The sequence below is a fragment of the Sphingobacterium detergens genome, from assembly GCF_003610355.1.
GTDB classification, from domain to species: Bacteria; Bacteroidota; Bacteroidia; order Sphingobacteriales; family Sphingobacteriaceae; genus Sphingobacterium; species Sphingobacterium detergens.
The window spans coordinates 529,041-549,132 of sequence record NZ_RAPY01000002.1 but is presented as its reverse complement, the minus strand read 5'-3'; the positions used below and the strand labels follow the sequence as shown (position 1 = coordinate 549,132).

Annotated in this window: 15 protein-coding genes; 3 read left to right on the top strand and 12 right to left on the bottom strand. The window is 35.3% G+C overall.

The features are described from left to right. Nucleotides 1–3 precede the first annotated feature (3 nt). From DFQ12_RS14385 to DFQ12_RS28670, 5 genes are all read right to left on the bottom strand, one after another. Entirely contained in the window at nt 4–1,062 is a 1,059-nt protein-coding gene (locus DFQ12_RS14385; RefSeq protein ID WP_120259746.1) for an alcohol dehydrogenase catalytic domain-containing protein, read from the bottom strand. 63 nt (nt 1,063–1,125) lie between these two features. Further along, entirely contained in the window at nt 1,126–1,371 is a 246-nt protein-coding gene (locus DFQ12_RS14380) for a pinensin family lanthipeptide (RefSeq protein ID WP_120259745.1), read from the bottom strand. 345 nt (nt 1,372–1,716) lie between these two features. Next, entirely contained in the window at nt 1,717–4,488 is a 2,772-nt protein-coding gene (locus DFQ12_RS14375) for a peptidase associated/transthyretin-like domain-containing protein (protein ID WP_120259744.1), read from the bottom strand. A 41-nt stretch (nt 4,489–4,529) separates the two neighbouring features. Next, nucleotides 4,530–5,705, bottom strand: a complete 1,176-nt coding sequence (locus DFQ12_RS14370; protein WP_120259743.1) for a 6-bladed beta-propeller — start codon at nt 5,703–5,705, stop codon at nt 4,530–4,532. A 626-nt stretch (nt 5,706–6,331) separates the two neighbouring features. Next, nucleotides 6,332–6,673, bottom strand: coding sequence for a nuclear transport factor 2 family protein (locus DFQ12_RS28670; RefSeq protein ID WP_425275600.1), 342 nt, complete (start codon nt 6,671–6,673; stop codon nt 6,332–6,334). A gap of 140 nt (nt 6,674–6,813) precedes the next feature. Here DFQ12_RS28670 and DFQ12_RS14360 point away from each other — a divergent pair, with 140 nt between their 5' ends. After that, nucleotides 6,814–7,971 carry a hypothetical protein gene (locus DFQ12_RS14360; RefSeq protein ID WP_120259741.1) on the top strand — a complete coding sequence of 386 codons (1,158 nt, stop codon included), beginning with the start codon at nt 6,814–6,816 and terminating at the stop codon, nt 7,969–7,971. Nucleotides 7,972–7,974: 3 nt separating this feature from the next. Further along, entirely contained in the window at nt 7,975–10,746 is a 2,772-nt protein-coding gene (locus DFQ12_RS14355) for a TonB-dependent receptor (RefSeq protein ID WP_120259740.1), read from the top strand. An 859-nt stretch (nt 10,747–11,605) separates the two neighbouring features. Here the strand turns inward: DFQ12_RS14355 and DFQ12_RS14350 are convergent. From DFQ12_RS14350 to DFQ12_RS28160, 5 genes are all read right to left on the bottom strand, one after another. Then, complete coding sequence (locus DFQ12_RS14350; protein WP_120259739.1) at nt 11,606–12,052, bottom strand: nuclear transport factor 2 family protein; 447 nt, start codon at nt 12,050–12,052, stop codon at nt 11,606–11,608. Between the two features lie 210 nt (nt 12,053–12,262). Next, nucleotides 12,263–14,107, bottom strand: coding sequence for a hypothetical protein (locus DFQ12_RS14345; protein WP_120259738.1), 1,845 nt, complete (start codon nt 14,105–14,107; stop codon nt 12,263–12,265). A 220-nt stretch (nt 14,108–14,327) separates the two neighbouring features. Next, a complete protein-coding gene (locus DFQ12_RS14340; RefSeq protein ID WP_120259737.1) occupies nt 14,328–14,774 on the bottom strand; it encodes a nuclear transport factor 2 family protein in 447 nt (148 codons plus the stop codon). A gap of 212 nt (nt 14,775–14,986) precedes the next feature. Continuing rightward, a complete protein-coding gene (locus DFQ12_RS14335; protein ID WP_120259736.1) occupies nt 14,987–15,379 on the bottom strand; it encodes a hypothetical protein in 393 nt (130 codons plus the stop codon). Between the two features lie 40 nt (nt 15,380–15,419). Beyond that, the gene (locus DFQ12_RS28160; RefSeq protein ID WP_167457280.1) at nt 15,420–15,566 is read right to left on the bottom strand and encodes a hypothetical protein; all 147 of its coding nucleotides are present in this window, start codon (nt 15,564–15,566) and stop codon (nt 15,420–15,422) included. 223 nt (nt 15,567–15,789) lie between these two features. On the opposite strand from DFQ12_RS28160, the gene DFQ12_RS14330 reads away from it, so the two are divergent. Continuing rightward, a complete protein-coding gene (locus DFQ12_RS14330) occupies nt 15,790–17,058 on the top strand; it encodes a pyridoxal phosphate-dependent decarboxylase family protein (protein WP_120259735.1) in 1,269 nt (422 codons plus the stop codon). A 289-nt stretch (nt 17,059–17,347) separates the two neighbouring features. On the opposite strand, the gene DFQ12_RS14325 is transcribed toward DFQ12_RS14330, so the two are convergent. Both DFQ12_RS14325 and DFQ12_RS14320 read right to left on the bottom strand, forming a co-directional pair. Beyond that, complete coding sequence (locus tag DFQ12_RS14325; RefSeq protein ID WP_167457279.1) at nt 17,348–18,112, bottom strand: S41 family peptidase; 765 nt, start codon at nt 18,110–18,112, stop codon at nt 17,348–17,350. Nucleotides 18,113–18,569: 457 nt separating this feature from the next. Then, a complete protein-coding gene (locus DFQ12_RS14320; RefSeq protein ID WP_120259733.1) occupies nt 18,570–20,078 on the bottom strand; it encodes an alpha-L-fucosidase in 1,509 nt (502 codons plus the stop codon). Between the last annotated feature and the right edge of the window lie 14 nt (nt 20,079–20,092).

The window sequence follows — 20,092 nt, the reverse complement described above, 5'->3', positions numbered from 1 at the left end:
AGGTTAAAACAAAAAAACAGGACGACCGATGCCAGATTTATGATTCCAACTATCATCCAGAAACTCAGCCAAATTATCCGCTTTGTAAACTTGAGAACTAAACGCAGTGATTCTGTTATTTTTATATTCTTCAATTGCACAACTTAAATCGATCGACTCACCTAAACATTGTCCAAGTAAATTAATTTTATTCTTTATCATATGTGAGAACATATTAATAGACATTTTACATTCTTCTTCTAGAAAAGGATTCAGTCCACAAAACACATAAGTACCTGAAAATCTCAACAAATACAGGAGCTGCGGCAAATTTTGATTTATAAATGGATCGAAAATAATATCAAAAGATTCGTGTTTTTCCAGTATGATACTATTTTCTTCGGAGTCTTTAAAAACAATTTTAAACTGTAATCCGGGCAATAATTCACTCCAATTATCTCCGCATGAGCATACCACAGTTACAGAATTCTCTCTACTCAGCAGCTGCAATAAATACAAGGAAACCTGAGAACGTCCAGAGGTAATCAAGATAAATTTCCCTGATGGGAACCCTAGATTACGATATATATTAAAAGCGGTTTGAGCATTAACTGACAATACAGCAGCATCTGTAGGCGAAAGATCTTTACAAATCTTGAATAGCTTAGTCTTATGCAGTTTCTCTATTTCTTTTGAACAATTTGAACTTGGAATACCTTGAATAAATGCTTCATTAGGATTGTAAGAATTATCTCCAATGACTAAATCGCCAATCTTAAAATCCACGACCGAATCACCAACTTCCAATACCTGTCCACAAAAATCAGATCCGAAAAAAAAGAAGCAATCATCTGAAAAACTCAGTCTATTAAACACCAGTGTTTTATCTCTATAATTAACTGAAAAAGATAGTCTTTTCACCAAAACAAAATCCTTATCTACGTCACAATTAAAAACTTCATTGTCAAAATGTTCACTGTACATTGCATAAAATTCACCCTTAGTATTGAAAACACAAAGGTCCTTCATTGCATCAGGAAGTTTTTCAAATGCTCTCAAGCTCAATAAGGCTACACCTTTCATACCATTTTATTTTTTTAAAGCCAACACTATATATTGTTATATAATGTTTTTAATACTCCTATTTTACAAAATTACCGCCGGCGCTTTTGTGGTTGTTGTGGTTGTCGTGGTTGTTGTGGTTGTTGTATCGCACTTGAAAGGAAACAAAGATTTAGTCGCTGATTCCGCCAAATAGGTAACAATTATTGTAGTTATTTTACTAATTGTATCATCTCCATCACCACCTTTTGCAGTATTAGCAAGCTCCGGTGTCAGTTCCGTCAAGAAACTTTGAATTTTTAATTCGTCTAATTTGATTTTCTTTTTCATATTTTAAAAATTTATAATAGTGTTGGCTTTTTCTTTCACAAAATATTCGCGATAACATAATATTCAATATATACCTCTTACTACTTTCCAAATAAGAAAGAACACCTTCATCAAATGGACAAAACAAAAGAATACAATACATTTCATAAAATTACGCACATAATTAAACCTAAAAAAGCATATGGTTAATCAATACGTTAAATAACAATATATTTTCAGGAAAATCGGTGACATATTTAAAATAAAAAAAATATTTTTTTTATTTACATAAACAAATCACAAGGAGTTAAGACGTTTTTTTCAACAAAGCTTTTACTAACTAAAAAACTGTAGTAAATACAATTCTCAATCTTTTTTTCCGAATTTTCTTGGAAAGTAGGATAAGGTCAGCATATAATAGCTTGTCAAAATATTACGTGAACCGTTAGTGAACTCTGTCAATCCATTGAGAAAATAAATTCCTTTATTTTGTTTCAGCAGGTCATTTGCTGATAATTTAATTTCCAGATTATTACCTTTTAACGTACGGTACGAAACGTCAAAATTCCAGATTAGTGCATTATTTTTAAAATCTTTTGATTTGTTGAAAAGATCTGTTAGACTACTATTAAAGGCCCAACGAGTAGCTAGGATATAAGCCATACTATAGGTGGACCTCCATGTAAGTGAATTATAGTTATTGCTAGAGTTTTTATTTAATTTATCTACTCTTTCATACCGATATGCACCATTGGTCCAGCCAATCTGAAATACACTGTTAGCAGTATAATACAGATTCAGGTTGACAGACTGACTGTTAACTTTCATATATTGGAGCTCCTGATCTATATATTGATAACGGTCCGCCCAAGTCAGATTTCCATCCAATTTAACATTAATAGTCTGATTTTTATTTATCAAAAAAGGTTTATTAATATTCAAATCCCCTGAAATAGCACCTACTTTATTATCAAGTTGACCAATATAGGCTTGCAATTGATCTTTGGCATAAACTAAACTATCAATCTGTGAATTTTCATAGCTACGATAGGTAATTCCAAAAGAAGCATTGTAACCGTACTGTTTTTGTTCTTCATAAGTTCCATTAATGTTGAAAAGGTGAATACCTGTCTTTTTCAACAGCCTGTCAGCTCCGAAATACCGATAGGCGGGGTTAATATTATCGTAAATAGGGCGAAGGGTATTTACTAAAGGATATTCCTCATTATAATTGTATTGGAAATTTAAAGTCTTTGTATAAAAGCTAGTTTTGGTATAGCGGTAATTCAATTGTAAATCTGGTAAAAAAGAAGAATATTTTAGGGTCAAATTGCGATAATCTAAAGTCGAAGTATTCTTCTCCTGATAATTACGAAAACCCATTTTTGACTTAAGTAAAAAAGAAGAGCTGTTTCGACCATAAAGTCTTTTATTCCAAAGGTATTTTTGAAAGCCAATACGAGGCTCTAATTTAATTAATTTATTATCAGACAAATGTGACAGATCCTCATTTAAAACAGTAGTGCCTTTAGATTGATCATAAATAGTATTTCTATTATTTTGATCTGATACATACAAATTCACGCCAAATTCGACTCCAATAAGGTTTTCTTTCGCAGATAAATCAATAAATGCATTCTTTCTTTTACCCTTTTCTGTATATATTCTATCAACTATCTTATTCTGTGCAGTATCTAAATGATTAATATGGTTATTCTCTTTTCGAGCATCCAATCTATTCTCCCCTACATTACCTTTAAAATCCAGTTGATAGAAAATACGGTCCCAAAAATCTTCTTTTTTCATTAAATCCCCCAGAGCATTTCGATTACTCTTATTTAAGAGTATCATGGATGCACTAATGCCCAAATCGTCCGAATCAAACAGACTATGATTTTTTATATTATTTTCAAGTTGATTAGTTGAATAATTATATTTAGAAAGAGAATTTTGCTCATTATCTTCCTTAGATTTACGAAGATTTAGACTGGTTTGCAAGTTAATTGGTCTTTTCATTAGATTTCCCACCATATTATTGTAACTCACATTGGCCTGATAATCTTTTAACTCATTTTTATTCTCAGAATTAGTCATCCTACTATTATCCATATTGTCACTGTTCAACAATGTCGTATTCGACTCATTTTTTATTAGAGTTATATTATTCTTTGCCAGGACGTCCGAAACAATCAAGTTTTTTAAATTGATATTATTCTTCCCTGCGAAATCATATTGAAACCGTCCCCCCAGTACACTTTGTTTAAGTGTACCCTCCCGTAAAAAATCTGAATTAAAATCTGAATTAATCCCAACACCTTTGAATGTTGAGTTTTTAAGTAATTGATCAATATTTTGTAAATCTTTATTGACATTATTGCTAGAAAAAGCAATTGTCGCTTGCGACTTAGGCGTCATCTTATTGAAATTCAATTGTCCTTGATACCTGCTCTTTGTACCAGAACCAATACTTAAATTCCCAAAATAAAGATGATCTTGACCATCTTTAAGAACAAGATTCATTTCATATTTATGATTCTCAGGATCCTGATCTTTTATCTCTTTTGTACGACTGTCGTACACTTGGACTTTTTGAACAGCATTTTTGGAAATATTCTGCAATGCGATTCCCATATCTGCGCCAAAAAAAGGCTTTCCATTTACTAAGACTTGAGGAATTTCTTTTCCATTGTAAGTCACTGCCCCATCTCCCCATACCACCAAACCCGGAAGTTTCCGTAAAAGGTCTTGCACGACAGCGTTAGAATCCAGTTTGAAAGCATCTGCATTAAACTCTAGCGTGTCTCCTTTCATCCGAACTGGTGCTATAATCTCAACTTCCTCCAACTTATTTTCCAAAAAAGGCATATTGATTTGACCGAGATCACGGAATTCATCTTTTTTTAACTTTAAGGCTTTTCGTGTTAACCCATAACCAACAAATGAAAACTCCAAGATAAGCGGTTTATCTACGGGAGTAGCTTCTATAACAAATTTCCCATATTTATCTGTAATTGCTACTTTTTCCACCGTGCTCTTTCCTTCTTCAAAGAGCGCGACAGAAACCGCACGTAGGATATTATTATTGGCCGAATCAATAATTACGCCCTGTACTTTTGTTTGCGAAAAACAATTGTTCATACAAAAACATAGCAAAGCAAAGCATAGTATACTTCTAAAAATCATAAATTCAACTGAAATTTAACAAGTAGTGGGTTGTTTGATTTTTGTAAGTCCAAATAGCTTTTGTGCATAGTATGCTTTTCAGATTCAGATTTGTTTATAGCAGAACGTATATCTTGTGGATATATAATTGAATATAGGAATTCACCATCCGTTGCCAAATAATTATTACTTAGGAAGCTCAAATAATCATTTGACTTATCTGGCACAATATTACTTAAATTGTAAATATTTTTACTGGCGACATCGTAGGCCAACCAATTAGGTCCTGAACCGAGTATTACACTGAAGATTAAATAATTTTTAAATCGAACTACCCGTCCAATTTCTATTATTTTAGAGGAGTGGTCTGACAAGTAATTTATCAAATCATTCATATTCTTAAATTTCAATTTATCTTCCTCACGAAGAGTATTATTCATTGGAAACGAAAAATCATAAATTTGTTTTACACCAGTGTTATCCAATTCATAAATTTGATTTTTTTGTGCAATACTCAAATACGCTATTTCCTCATTTAACTTAAAAAACCCTTCCGACATACTATAATATGTCGTGTTTGTATCCTGAGAATTAAATTTAATTAGGGCTGAATCATTTAGCAAAAGAACATTATTGTCCTTACGTCCATTCCAATAAAAAGGTCCTTTATATTCAAAATGGCTTTTATCATTTAACCTGAGATATTTCGGAGGCAGTCCTGCAAGGTAATTAGTCTTAACAGTATCTAAAAAATCTCCATTCTTGCTGAAGAGATATTGAGAAACTAGATTTCCAGAGGTCAGTTTAAAATCTTCTCCTTCTTTATCAATTTTGTAGAATACTCCGCTGTTGTCTTTATGTATACCAGTATCATTCTTGTTTACTTTCTTCAGTAACTCGCCTTCTTTATCGTATACGTAGAACGAACCGCCACTCGAGATAGAACCAATCACACCGATCCTATCATTGGATACCTTAAAATCAGAAATGAAATCGACTAGATTGTTCTTGTTTCCCTTTAATAATATATACTTTAAGCCCCTTATATTTTCAGAAACTGTTCCTCCTTGAGCTTGTTCAATAACTACGCGAATCTTTTGTATTGGATAATCCGCAGAATTAATAAGTCGCTGTCCACGGACAGTAATATATGATATTAAAGCTATAAAAAGAATTAGGCTAATTTTCCTCATTATTTAAACAGATAGGGTTTGCAAGTTTATAATTTATAACCAATCAAATTAAATGTTATAAAATCAAAAAAATGGTGACATATTATTTCATTTAGATTATTTACCACTAATTGATCGCAAAGGATTTTATTTTTGTCACAAATTTTGTAAATATCTGTGACAAAATAGACCTAAAAGTACGACATCACGGTCATCGGTAGTAGCTTACAGAATATAAACTAAAAAAGTCTAAATCGTATCATAATGTTTTACTACAACGCACTAATTCAGGATGGAATAAGTGTTTTTGTTCTAAAAAACTCTATGGCTTTTCTTTTTTTATGCTTTATCCCCTATTTATGTTGCCAGCCTCGTCCCCTCCTGATACTTCTCGCTGGTATAGGTCACCTTTTTTTGTCGGAGCACCACAGATACCAGAAATAAGGCCATCAATGGTACCTGAATGTAATCTCCAAGAACAACAGGATTAGATAGTATAAAGCCATCCGTAGAAATAATTGTCCCAATAAAGGTAATGATAAATAAGGCCGCTAAATTTTAAAAAATAAGAATAAAAACCTATCTGATTTTTAATACATAAACATTATTTGTCTCTTTATGACCGGCAAACCACCAGAGATGAGATGCTACTTATACGAATTGATCGATTTGGACACTTTCCACACATTGCCTTCGCGAGCCAAGGTCACTAGGTCAGTCTTGGTAAAGTCTTCAAACTTCAGGGTCACTTTGGCTACCATATAATCTGCTGACTCTTCGAGAATATAAGCACTTACTGTACAATTCAAGCGCTCTCCTTTTTGTTTTTTCAAATATTTAACAACTTGACCGCGGTTGTTGGTCTTTGCATTTGCTGATTGAACTTTTTGGCTGAAATCGGTAGCAAATATCTGCTCTACTCCAGCTGACTCTCCTTCAGTGGTTACCGCAACATAATGTTCAAGAGCAAAGTCTGCCGTTGAAAGGATAACGTTTGTTTTTGAAATATCTATCGGCCTTTATAAAATAATTTGATTCTATATCTGCACTTTTGTATCTTACTCAATAAATTTTCTTATATAGTTATAAAAAATAAACCAACTAAGTTAATCAAGTCTATTTTACCCTTATGAAAGTGCTCAGTTTTCTTGGTGTGCTATTTTGCGCCACAACCGTACAAGGGCAGCAATTGCTCTATTCTCCTAACATACCTATTCAAGAGATTCGGATTTCACCAAAACATGCTTCAGGAGGTCTGGTCCAGCACAATATTTCCGATCTGCAATATTTACCCATTTCCGCAGACAAGAAAGCTGACCTTATAGATTATATCAATGCAGTACAGATTTCCAATGGTACGATTGCTGTTTTGTCTAATGGTAATGAAAAAGTTTCCCTGATGGACAATGCTGGAAAAATAACCAATACGCTTAAGTCTACTGATTTTAAACTTCCTCAAATAGAACCTATGCAAACGCTTACTCCTTCCAGTGGTGGGTTTATTCTGGGATTAGTTCATTTCGCCGTAAAGCTTAATAATCAAGGACAACATACGATAGTAGATCTCCCAGTTGTAACAAATAAGGCGGATGATTCTCTCAAACTTAACAATACCGTCTGGTCCTTTTGGCAACCAAAAGAAAAGAGTTCGGATTTGACAGCTTTACAATATAATGGCCAAACGGTAATCACTTACCATAAATTAAATCCGTATGCTATCTCTAGAGATCTAGATAGAAACTTATCTCAGCCCGATATGCGACATCATAGTGCATTCGCCAATTTCCCCAATAATTACGAGTTGTTTCAACTCGGTGAACAAGGAATTCAAAAAGTCTATAAATTTATTTTTCCAAAAGATATTTCTGTCGACACGGCACTCCTTTATAATATTAAAGATCAAATTGGCTTTGACAAATTCATGATGGAGAACAAAGAAAAACTATTGGGCTTCAATCAGATTTTATCTTACAAAGATTATTTACTATTACAGCTTATCACCTATGGCGGGGATCGTTCATGGATCGCTGTTAATACGAATAATCATGAAGTGCTAGCTTTTAGAAATATTATGCCGGATGCCAGTAATGATTATCTACCGATTATTGGATGGAATGATTATCTACTTAGCGATGGAGAATATCTATACAGTATTCTATATCCCAATGAAACAGGCTCGGCCCACAACAAGTCGGATGAAGAGAATCATACGATGAAAAAAGGACATGCGAACTTGATCAAGTCTAAAAACCCTATTCTTGTTAAGTTTAAACTGAATTCATTTTAAGATATGGCCAAGTGGTTGGTAACATTTTTATTTGTAATTGCAGGTCTGGCGCTTTATGCGCAGTCTATAAAAGGCGTTGTGATCGATTCAGTCCATACCACCTATTTACAATCCACATCCATATCTGTTTTCGAAATGGGCCAGGACAAAGTAAGCAAGATAGCTCTATCTGATCGTTATGGTAAATTTGTTATCGAAGATTTGCCTCTTCATAAAAATCTTGTGATCGAATGGAGGCATCAAGGGTATTCAAAAATGAACAAAATCGTACGGTTATCCGCACGCTCAGTATTGGATTTGGGTAAAATCAACATGTCGGTAAGGGACAATCACTTGGATACTGTAGAAATTTTGCCTCCTGTCCGGATGAACGGAGATACACTGGAGTTTAATGCCGATGCTTTCAAATTGGACAGCAATGCTGTTGTCCAGGATTTACTACACAAACTTCCCGGGCTCATGCTTTGGGGTGATGATAAGATTACCTATAATGGTAAAGAGCTTCAGAATATTTGGGTCAATGGAAAGCCTTTTTTTGGAAGCGACAAATCTATTGCTCTCCAAAATATTGCAAAAGACGCTGTAAAGAAAATCCAGGTGTATGACAGCCGAGAAAAGACTCAGCAGCTCCAAAATCCCGACGATAAAAACTATGCTATGAATGTCGTACTCAAAGATGGGCGTGAAAAAATGTTTTTTGGTAATCTCACAGCTGGCTATGGTACTGATAAACGACACGACACTTACCTCACAGCCAATTATGGCGATAAACAGCGTCAAGCCACTTTGGCTTTTTCCAAAAATAATAGCAACAAGAATATTGTTGATCTTAACCAGCTTTTAGAAAATACCACATTCAAGGGAGTAGGTTTAAATAATGATTTTAGCTCTGACTTTCTAAGTCCAGGGATAACTAGACAGACAGTAGCTGGCGCACGTTATCAACATGATTTTTTACAAACGGGTCAAACAAACCGGAATAATATATTTACAGCCAATCTATTTTATAATAACAGCCAGCGCGAAATCAGAGACTCAGCAATTAACAAACTTATTGCTGAAGAAAACCCACTAAACAATAGCCGTACATCCACAAGCGCCTATAATGATGCATCGAAACGATTGAACGGGAGTCTCACGCATCAATTTTCAAACAACTTTCGTCAGCGGCCTATCTCCATGAATAGTACACTTGATTTTTTTCGAGAAGAAAACTCCTCTTCAGGACAATCCGGTACCCAATATGATTATACCAATAACAAATCGTTTAACAACGAATCTCGCCAATCAGCCAATAACAAAGACTATATTAATTTTCAGACTGGTATAAGTATACAAAATAAAATAGCATCACCTATAAAAGGTAAAACGGCCACGCGCTTCTTTGACCCATTCTCTTTCTATATTGATTACCAAATAAATAGACAAACAGACCAAGGACACAGGGAGGTAGGAAGTCAATTTACCAATTATCTTGATTCAGCGCAAAGCCGAAATCTGGTGCGTGCTTACATGCCTCATGAGAAGGAAATAAATCAGATAATTAAGATCAATATCAATTATAAAAATTTTGGTTTTAAACAGCACCTCAGTCTTCAACATCTTGCAAGCGACAATTTAGTTCGGGACAACGACATGGTAATTGAAGATTCACTGACCCATCAATCGAAATTTAACCGATGGATATATCAGCCCTCCCTTACCTATAAACATTCCTTGTATTCACAAAATCTAGTGGGACGAAAAAATAGTCACTTGAGTTTAAATATGCAATTGGGTACACGCTGGCAAGGAGAAAAGAACGAGTCTACTTTAGCATTTAGAAATATAAAGCAGCATTTCGTCACCATATTACCTGAAATAAGCGTAGAACATTTTTTTTCACGGGTCAATTTCTACCAACAAAAAGCAAGTATTTCCTACAAATACAACGAGGATTATCCTGAACTGGATCGGTTATGCCCGTTTTATGATAATATCAATCCATCCTTTCGTTATTTTGGAGCTAAGCAGCTAACGAAGGTCAAAAAGCATGTTCTTTCCGCATTGTTGAGTTTTTCACAATCCAAACAATATGGGCTAATCATGTCTTTATCGCCATCGTTTACGTGGGTCCACAATGGATTTGCTGACAGTATCACCAACAAGACCAATCAGATACAGTATTATGCGATCCAGAATACAGCCCCAACTTATGTATTTAATGTAGGGTATAATGTTGAAAAAGCAGTTGCGCTACGGAGGAAGCAGTCCATTAACTTCAGTCTTAGAGGAAATATAAGTAAAGGTAATAACTATCAGTACATGGATGGAATAAAACGCGAAGTAAATAATTGGAGTAGCAATCTCAACCTGAATACTTATTACACAAATATTGATCATATCGTACTTGGTTTTATTAATACATGGCAATTTAACAAACAAAGTGACAAAGAGAATGGATTCTTATATTATTCTTCCCATTTTCTTAGTACGGGACTTAGCGCAAGCCTTGCCCTGTCCAAAAGGTGGAGCATCAATAGCAATGTGAACAGTAGGTACAGCAGATCTACTTTTTCAAACGACCATGTGTTGATATGGAATGCCAATACCTCATACCGTGTATTAAAAGGCAATAATTTGGAATTTAAATTAGCCGCTTATGATCTTTTGAAACAAAATAAGGGCATTTATTTTCGACAAAGCAGCTCAGAGTTCACCACTGGCTATTTGAACAATTTAACCCAATATTTTATGGTATCATTATCTTATTACCCAAGGAAGTTTGGATTATAATTATATAATTTAACAAAAACTATTTCAAACCGACTGTTGTTCTCACTATACAAAACGGCAACAAGCTGCCTTTCAAAAGAAAGGTTCAATATAAAAATTGGCGTCGTACAGTGAAAGTCCAATAGTCCTTAAAAACATTGGGTGACGAAACAAAAAAGAGGAAACGATAAGAAACATAAAAATTACTGTACAAGTAAGCGCTAAGAGAAAGGGTCTGATGAGAATCAGGCCCTTTTGACTTTAAAATGCGCAAGGACTGGATCGAAACGCCGGATATAAATGCCTATCGCTGTTGATGTCCGAAGGACTTTAGCATATTTCCAGATTTTAGTCTGTAAAGTAGACAATCAGCTCCACATTTACACGATCCGTAAACGGTAAGTCAACGGATGGCCAAAGATAGTATCACTGTTCTTGAATGAATTCCATTATGCTCAAGGAATAACGTAAAGGAAATGACCATGTCTAAGGAATAAGGGATACCGCATTTTTCCTACACAAGATAATGAAACGTTATCGATAGGCCACCTCATTTTTGATGATTGCCACAATTGCCTCATTAAAATAATTTAGATAAGTATTAAAACCGATACCTCCGGATACCATCTTATCCCTAATCACAATTTTTGATCAATATTTAGACAGTGATTAGTCACTGGTTATTCAGAATATATTGAGTAATCACTGAACAAACACTGAATGAACACTGAACAAGCTCTGTTTAAACACTAAATTTGATCCCTCTCTGAGTCGAATTTGCTGCAACTAAAAATTAAAAGAATGGGAAGGAGCTAAAACAGAAAAAGCCACATCTCTCGACGTGGCTCTACAACATTTATATATTTATTCGAGATGGCTCTTATTTATATGAATTGATCGATTTGGACACTTTCCATTCATTACCTTCACGTACCAAAGTCACAAGGTCTGTCTTGGTAAAGTCTTCAAATTTCATTGTCACCTTGGCTACCATATAATCTGCTGATTCTTCGATGATATCGGTATTTACTGTACAGTTTAGCTTCTCGCCTTTTTGTTTTTTCAAATATTTAACGACTTCATTACGGCTGTTGGTCTTTGCATTTGCCGACTGAACTTTTTGGTTGAAATCTTCGGCAAATAATTGCTCTACGCCTGCTGACTCTCCTTCGGTCGTTACCGCAACATAATGCTCAAGCGCAAAGTCTGCTGTGGAAAGGTTAACGTTTGCTTTTGCTGATTTTGAACCTGGTCCTTCAGCGGCCATAGCGAAAGTAGATACTGCGATTAAAGCTGCTGCTGTGAATGTTTTTACTAGCGTTTTCATAATGTCTTTATTTTATATTGTTAGTTTATATCTGTTCTTATTTGTTGATTCAAAACTACAACACAATATGCCCCTAGCCTATGGGCTTTAGACTAACAGACAGGAAAACTCGGTGAATGGTGGAAATAAAGGGGCGAAGGATAATATGAGAATGATCTTAAAATAAAGTAAAAAAATAGGGGCTGGTAGATCTACCAGTCCCTATTTTTGTTAAAGTACTGTATAACCTACATTATAAGAATTATTGCTGGCATTGATCTGAATAGTCTGAAATGACAGCAGTCGGTCAGCCTTGCCAAAGTTGTCGATTGATGGTGCTACAAATGTAGATAGTATTAGCTTTACAAAATCGCCGTCCGGCACAGCTGTAAGAACCGCCGTATCCTCATTGAAATGGGCCTTAGTGGTTGCACCACTAAAATTTGAATTTATCGGCTTCCCAGCATCTATATTAAGTACACTACGCAATTTAAACTTATAGTAAACTTCATCAATTGCCCCAGAACTCATTCCTTCTGATGCAGGCATAATCAAAAAATCCACAATCGCTAATGTCGAACCGATCGTTATCATTCCAGAAGTTTTAGCTAATAACATAATATTAATGGTTCCGTTCGAAGTCCTGTCTTCCTGCCTCGTCATCAAACTTTTAATTCGCGCGATGTTGATTCGAGCAATCACATGCCCATCTGAAGAAAGGGAGGTTGAGCTCAATAACTCTTGTCTTTTTCGCTGAAATGAAACCCGGCTTTGGGTCGGACTCACAACCGTTCGGGACCTAGAATACATATCAGCAGTAATGGAGTTTCCCTCATAAAATTTAATCCGGGATTGTGGCTCAACGAGAGAATAGGAATTGGAGTTATTGTTACGGATACTTACATTGCCTAAATATTCAGCATCTGTCGTAAAATTTCCGTCAAACTTGATATCGGAAAACCCAACATCAACCTTCTGATCAACGTGCGATTGAAAGTTGTTGCTATCAATAGCTAAGCCCATGTAATTTGTTCCCGTCTCGAATTTAAAGTACAAATGTGCTTTGTAGGCCTTAATCTCAGCATTATAATTACCCTCGAAATAATTTCCGGAGATTTTCCCGCCAGCTATCGGTCCAGAGTATAAGAAAACTCCACCACCTTCAAATATGTTATCAACAATCCGAGCAACATTAACGGTAGGTTTTCCCTCGATATTTTTAAACCAGATTCCCGATAAACAGCCTTCACACATGTTGTCTTTGAAGGTAAAGTTGAAGCATCTATAGGCGTCAATTATTCTTTCGACTTGTTCGAATATGTTACCTATAATCGTAACAGATTGTAAATACCCATTTGGATAAGCATCTGTGTTATCGGGTCTCTTTTCTTTATAAGATTTGATAACATGCTTAACCCTAAAAAAAGAACACTTGGTAATAAAAACATTATAGATCCGATCCCCATCTATGAATGTACCCGATAAAGGTGTATTATCTGCTACGTTCCCCATATCCGCACCCGCATTTCTCACAACCAAATTGTCGATAAAGACTTTACCTGTGTACAAATTGTCTGTTGAACCGGGATTTAATAATGAAGATTGAGAAGTTATCCAGCCGTCATTGACATTATTGGTCAAATGCACCGATCCCCCTTTACCTATAATCCGATGTGAAGGATAGCGTTGTACTGTGGCATCTGGTAGTCCCAAATAGGAATCTGCAAGTAATTGGCAGCTTATTTCCACGCTTCTATAGCCGGAATTAAAAATTTGCTGTATAGACGGGGTTGCATCGGTATCTAACCCTGCTTTTGCACCAAAGTAAAGTGGATTAACTGCTTCTAGAAACCTATGTTCTAATGTGATTCCCCCAGTTGCAATGATACTGCCACCATTGTCTGAACCATTCGTTGTCGAAAGAAAGTATTCGATTGGCGCAGGTGTGTCTCCTGCCTGATAATAACCTAAAAGCTGTACGCCGCAGTAAATGCCTTTTTGCAGGTCGGTAATTTCGCATGCACATAAATCGCGCATATCTGCCATGGTGTTTTTAATAAGAAATTGATTTGCCATAATGTTATTGTTTTAAATTCTTATACAAACTTAGGCGTCGCCAAGAGTCTAAATAAGGGAAACTAAGGCTATATTGTCGGTAAAGCGAAACAACCGAAAAGTCTCCGCTTTGTTGTCCCAAAACAGAAAAAGGCCACATCTCACGACGTGGCCTTAAATAAACATATGATTCACTAGTGGTTTGCCTTTTTATGACTGGCAAACCACCAGTAATAAGGCACTATTTATAGGAGTTGACTGAACTAGTTACTTTCCAATTATTACCTTCACGTATCAAAGTCACAAGATCAGTCTTGGTGAAGTCTTCAAATTTTAGAGTTACTTTGGCAATCATATAATCTGCTGACTCTTCGATAATGTCTGTAGTTACTGTACAGTTTAGCTTCTCGCCTTTTTGTTTTTTCAAAGATTTGATCACTGCGTCACGACTATGAGACTGGGCATTGGAAGCCTGGATCTTTTGGTTGAAATCTTCGGCAAATAGTTGTTCTACGCCAGCTGACTCTCCTTCAGTCGTTACCGCAACATAATGCTCAAGAGCAAAGTCTGCTGTTGAAAGGTTAACGTTTGCTTTTGCTGATTTTGAACCTGGTCCTTCAGCGGCCATAGCGAAGGTGGATACTGCGATTAAGGCTGCTGCTGCGAATGTTTTTATTAATGCTTTCATAATGTCTTTATTTTATTGTGTTAGTTCTTTTGTTCTTATTTGTTGACTCAAAACTACGACACAATCTGCCCCTAGCCTATGGGCTTTAGACCAACGATCGGGAAAACTCGGTGAATGGGGAGAATGGGGAGGTGAAAAGACTAGACATCCAACTGCTGTAATCTATTCACATGATAAAATTATAGGATCTGCAAAACCAGAAGCAGGAGATTTCAGCATGATTTACGCACGCTATCCAGCAAAAGCATCGTATTCCATAAAGCATTCATCGTTTCGGCATTCATGACCCAAACGGCACTGTTTTCGTTAATTTTGACAAACTCATAGGTTGAAGTTTTGCCGAGCGTCATTGCATTTTTTGTTAAAATACTTAGAAATTCACCGATCGGAATATCGCCTTTAGTCATTAAAGGCGTCATATAATAAATTTTTTCGGCACCAATAATTGTATAGATTCCATCTTCTCTTTGAATGCCAACGAATGCATTTGCATTGCTTTTATTTAGATGTTGAATTATTTCACTCGTTTCATCTCTAAATGATTTTCCGGACAGGATATCTAACATATTCCTTTTTATCCTCGCTTTTAGATTAACCTCTTCCATTCATAGCTTTTTTTATAAACATATTTTCTGAGCTCCGGTCTTAATGACTTTGAATCCCATGAAACCAACTGATCCGTTCAGCTAAATATTCCAATTTATTAAAATTATCAAAACCACCCCATTTCCCTTCCACAACAAACTCATTCACGGTCAATAAAAATCTTTTTACATCTTTCCAATGCGGCACATTGTTGATTTTAAAAGAAAGATAATTAAAATCATATAGCTCTTCGGCTTCATCAGAGGTAAGTCAATTTTCCGCTTTTTTCCAAATATTTATCAGTAAAAAATCCACTAAATCATTTTTTTTTTTGTTTTAAAAATAACAGTTTGAAAATTTCATCTAATTAATGACTTTTACAATCGGCTTTATATTTTGACTAAATGAAGTTAATAATTTAAAACACCAAATGAAAGAATATAAATACTGGAAAAAAATTGGGGTTGAGATTCAAAAAGAACTAATATCCAAAGCACTTGCTAAGAATATCAATTATAGCCAAAGTCCTGTATTAGGGCTTCCCGGAACAAAATTGGATGGAAGAGTTTTTTATGAACAGGCTGAATTTTTAAAGGAAGCTCCTTTCCTTCAGACAATTGTTCAGAATCCTAACCATATTGGTTGTCATACTGTCGGAGAATCGGAACCTTTTTTTCAAGGCACCCAAGATATTGAAAAAGATGTCATTCAAATCTTAAGTAAAGATATATTACAATCTCAAGAAGATTGCGATGGATATGTTACCTCTGGAGGTACAGAAGCCAATATACAAGCATGTTGGATGTACAGAAATTTCTTCATCAATACATTTAATGCCAGTTGTAATGAAATTTTTCTAATTGCATCGCAAGACACACATTATTCGGTCAATAAAGCTGCAAATTTATTGAATATTGATCTTGTGATTGTTCCGGTCGATTTTGATACCAGAGAAATTCTGCCGGATCAACTGGATAAGCATGTCTATGAAGCTGTGAAAAATGGCAAAAAGTATGCTATCGTTATTTCAAATGCAGGTACCACCATGTTTGGAAGCGTTGATAATCCAGATGATTACGCCTCAGTTTTCATAAAATATGATCTTAATTTTAAACTTCATATAGATGCGGCATTTGGGGGATTTATCTATCCAATTGTCAATCAAAACCATAATATCGGTTTCAACAATAAACACGTCTCATCGGTGACCATGGATGCCCATAAAATGCTCCAAGCCCCTTATGGAACTGGTATATTTATCACGAGAAAAGGATTGATAGACAATGTTTTTACCAAAGAAGCGAAATATGTCAATGGAATGGATACCACTTTGAGCGGAAGTCGCTCTGGAGCAAACGCTGTGGCAATTTGGATGATTTTGCAGACCTATGGCCCACATCAATGGTTAGAGAAAATGAAGATTCTGAACTACCGGACAGAAGTATGTTGTCAGGAACTCGAAAAATTGGGAATTGGCTTTTATAGGGATTCACATATGAATATCATTACCATAAAATCGGCTGATTTGCCCAAAGAGCTAGCAGTTAAATTTGGCTTAATTCCGGATTCGCACGACGAAGATAACAATTGGTATAAAATTGTGGTAATGGACCATGTACAGCAAGAAGCACTAAATGATTTTATTAGTGAATTGAAAGAATTCCGCAGTAGAGAGCGTAAAGTTTCTTTGGAAAATTAAAATAGCCGCAAAATCATTTTTTGTTGCATAATGCGCCATGCTGTGTGGTTGTTCGGAAGTTCCGAACAACCACTTGCAACTAACCCTTTCCCTAATACTTCTCCGATTTCTTCACCTAAATTTAAGTTCTTCATCTTGCTACAAAACTACCTTGAGGGTTATTAAGCCACTTATTAGCAATAATTTCATCAAGTTTACTTCTAATTTTTCTCCTAAATTGCCAAGCGCTTCTCCCAAAATTATTAATGATCATTTGCTGTAAAAGTACTTTAGGTGAATCTACGTATCTTCATAAAGAGAAATTACTTGGCTTGCTTATAATTTCCAAAGCTTTTTCAATGTAGTCTTTCTTACTATTAATCACCGCTTCTAATAATTGATTTGTGGTTTTAATATTTGAATGATCAAATGGCAAAAGAAAATCAGGATTCACTCCTTCGTTAATTTTATATTTTTTCCCATTACGGTCTTTTAAAACACTTATAGTCAAATCCAGAGAAAAATTATTCCCAATCTCATAATATTGATTGGTCGATGTGAGACCGTATGTCTTTTGACCAACAGTTATCACATTTTTCTGTCCTTTAAAATGTAATAAAAATGCCTCCGCAGCACTAGCAGTATAATAACTGGTCAAAATAACAATGGGAACTTGCGTATTCTTCAATTTAATGGGCGGACGTTTTTTGGGATCTAGCTCTAAAATATCATATACTTGCTTAGCTTGCTCGCCTTCCGGTCTAAGTACTACCGAAATCTTTTTTTCCTCCCCTGTATTCAAAACATCTGAATAGCTGTAATCGACATCAATTAATGACGCAAAATGCCATATCATGGGGTAATTGGCTCCGCCACTGTTTTCGGTAAGGTCTATTATCCAAGCTTGGGGATTATTATCATCCAAAAATTTGAGTTGTTTTCCAATGGTATCTATATATTTTGCCTGCTCCAACCGAACTGGAGGGATATTTATATAAGCATATTTTTTATCAATCATATAAGATTGATAATTTTTGGGTGGCAGGCCTGCATCTGCATCAGTCATCTTCGCCATCTGCCTCAATTGAACCATAAAATCTTCTTTAATGCTCGTATCGGTCTCATGATATTGTAGAGAGGAATGCACATCCCGAAGATCGCTCAGAACCATCTTGAATAAGGGGAGCAAATCTTTAGCTTCTTTGATACCACAACTTTTCTTGATGATAATCGGAGCAACAGAATCCCAATTTACATTGGCACTGGAATATGCATTGGATTTAACGGTATCAATAAAAGCATTTGTTAAATTCAGGATGTCCTTATTTTGGGCAACTGCATTAAAACAAAACATTAAAAACGATAGTACAATAAGTGAACAATGTCTCATCATGCGCTAATATAAGATAAAAAGAAATATTTTTTTCATCGATTAATTATTTAAATAATACAGCTTAGCTTCTCTATTTTGCTTTTTCAAGCATTAAATGATTGTTTCACCGCTACAATACTAACCGTAACTGAAGACAACTTTAAATTTTTGCATCCATTAATTTATTCTCTAAAATATTTGATTGACCTAATTTTATTTTAATCACGAACGCTCTTTTATATTTCAAATTCTTTGGAATAATGATGTCGAAATATATATTTTTATCTCTATCAAAACCAATATTCGCGTTTTTCAGAATTAAATTATGTTTATTATCTAACAAAGAAGCTGACAAAGGAACTAATTTAGAACTTTTTGGAAAGGCAAGTCTCAATATTCCGTTCATCGGTCTATTAATTACTGTCAAGAATAGCGAAGTTGAATCGGTTTTATTGATAGTATAGTAGCCATATCCACTTTCCAAAGGGAAGTGATTGACTTCATAAATAGCGTCGGTGTTGGCTTTAGTCCATTTTCCCAAATCTGTTATAAGTTTATTCTCGTATTTACTCATGTTCCCATTTTCGTCCGGACCGAAATTTAGAACAAAATTACCATTCATCGAACGAGATCTCATCAATAAATCGATAATGTCATCTGTTGTTTTTAAATACATCCCCTCCGTATTCTTGATATGTCCCCATCCGTTTGGAGGGATGGTCATAACACAGTCCCAATCATTTCCGCCAATTATATCGATATTCGCAGGCATTTTCCGTTCCCACCCTTGCTCATAGTCACCTAATAACATGCCATTTGAATCAAAATGTCGACTGCCATGCTCATCATTTCGAAAACGAGAGCCAATTATTAAATTTGGATTATTATTTCTCAACTCTTTCTCTAAATTGTAAGTAAACCCGTAAGAATTTATCCAAGATGGATCCCAGGTGCCATCAAACCAAAACCCTTTTATTTGGGGATAATTTGTTTGCAGTTCCAATAACTGGTTCCTTGTATATTCTAAAAAACGATTAAACCTAGCTTTTTCATCGGCAGTTTTCGGAATGCTTTTGACATAGTCCTTATTATTCCATTCCTCAACTGAAAAATATAAATAGACGTCTATGCCTTGCTCAGAATAAGCATCCACGACTTGCTTGACAATGTCTTTTTTATATGGACTACTGGCAATTGTATAATCTGAATATTTAGAAGGCCATAAGCAAAATCCATCATGATGTTTGGTAGTAAAAATCACATATTTAGCGCCCATTTCCTTCGAACGCTTCGCCCATTGCTTTGCATTAAAGTTTTTCGGATTAAATTGTTTATATAAATTGTCATAAGTCTCCGTCCAATTTTTGGGCGCGGTCGGCCCACCCCAAGAACGTATCCATTCAGAGGCAGCGGCACCTTGCCTTGCACTTATGCCATTCCATTCGTTCCCTGGTATAGCATATAATCCCCAATGAATAAATTGCCCTAGTCCATAGTTTCGAAAAGCAACCATCGCGGAATCATTCCTGTTCGGTTTAGTAATCGTCCCAAATTTAACTTCAATATGTATGGTGGGTTTCTCTCTTTTGTCTGTCCACTGTGCCTTTATAATCCCTTGTTGGAATAAAATAGCCAATATCAAAATAATTATGTGCTTGCTTTTTTTCATTTTGTAAAAAATAT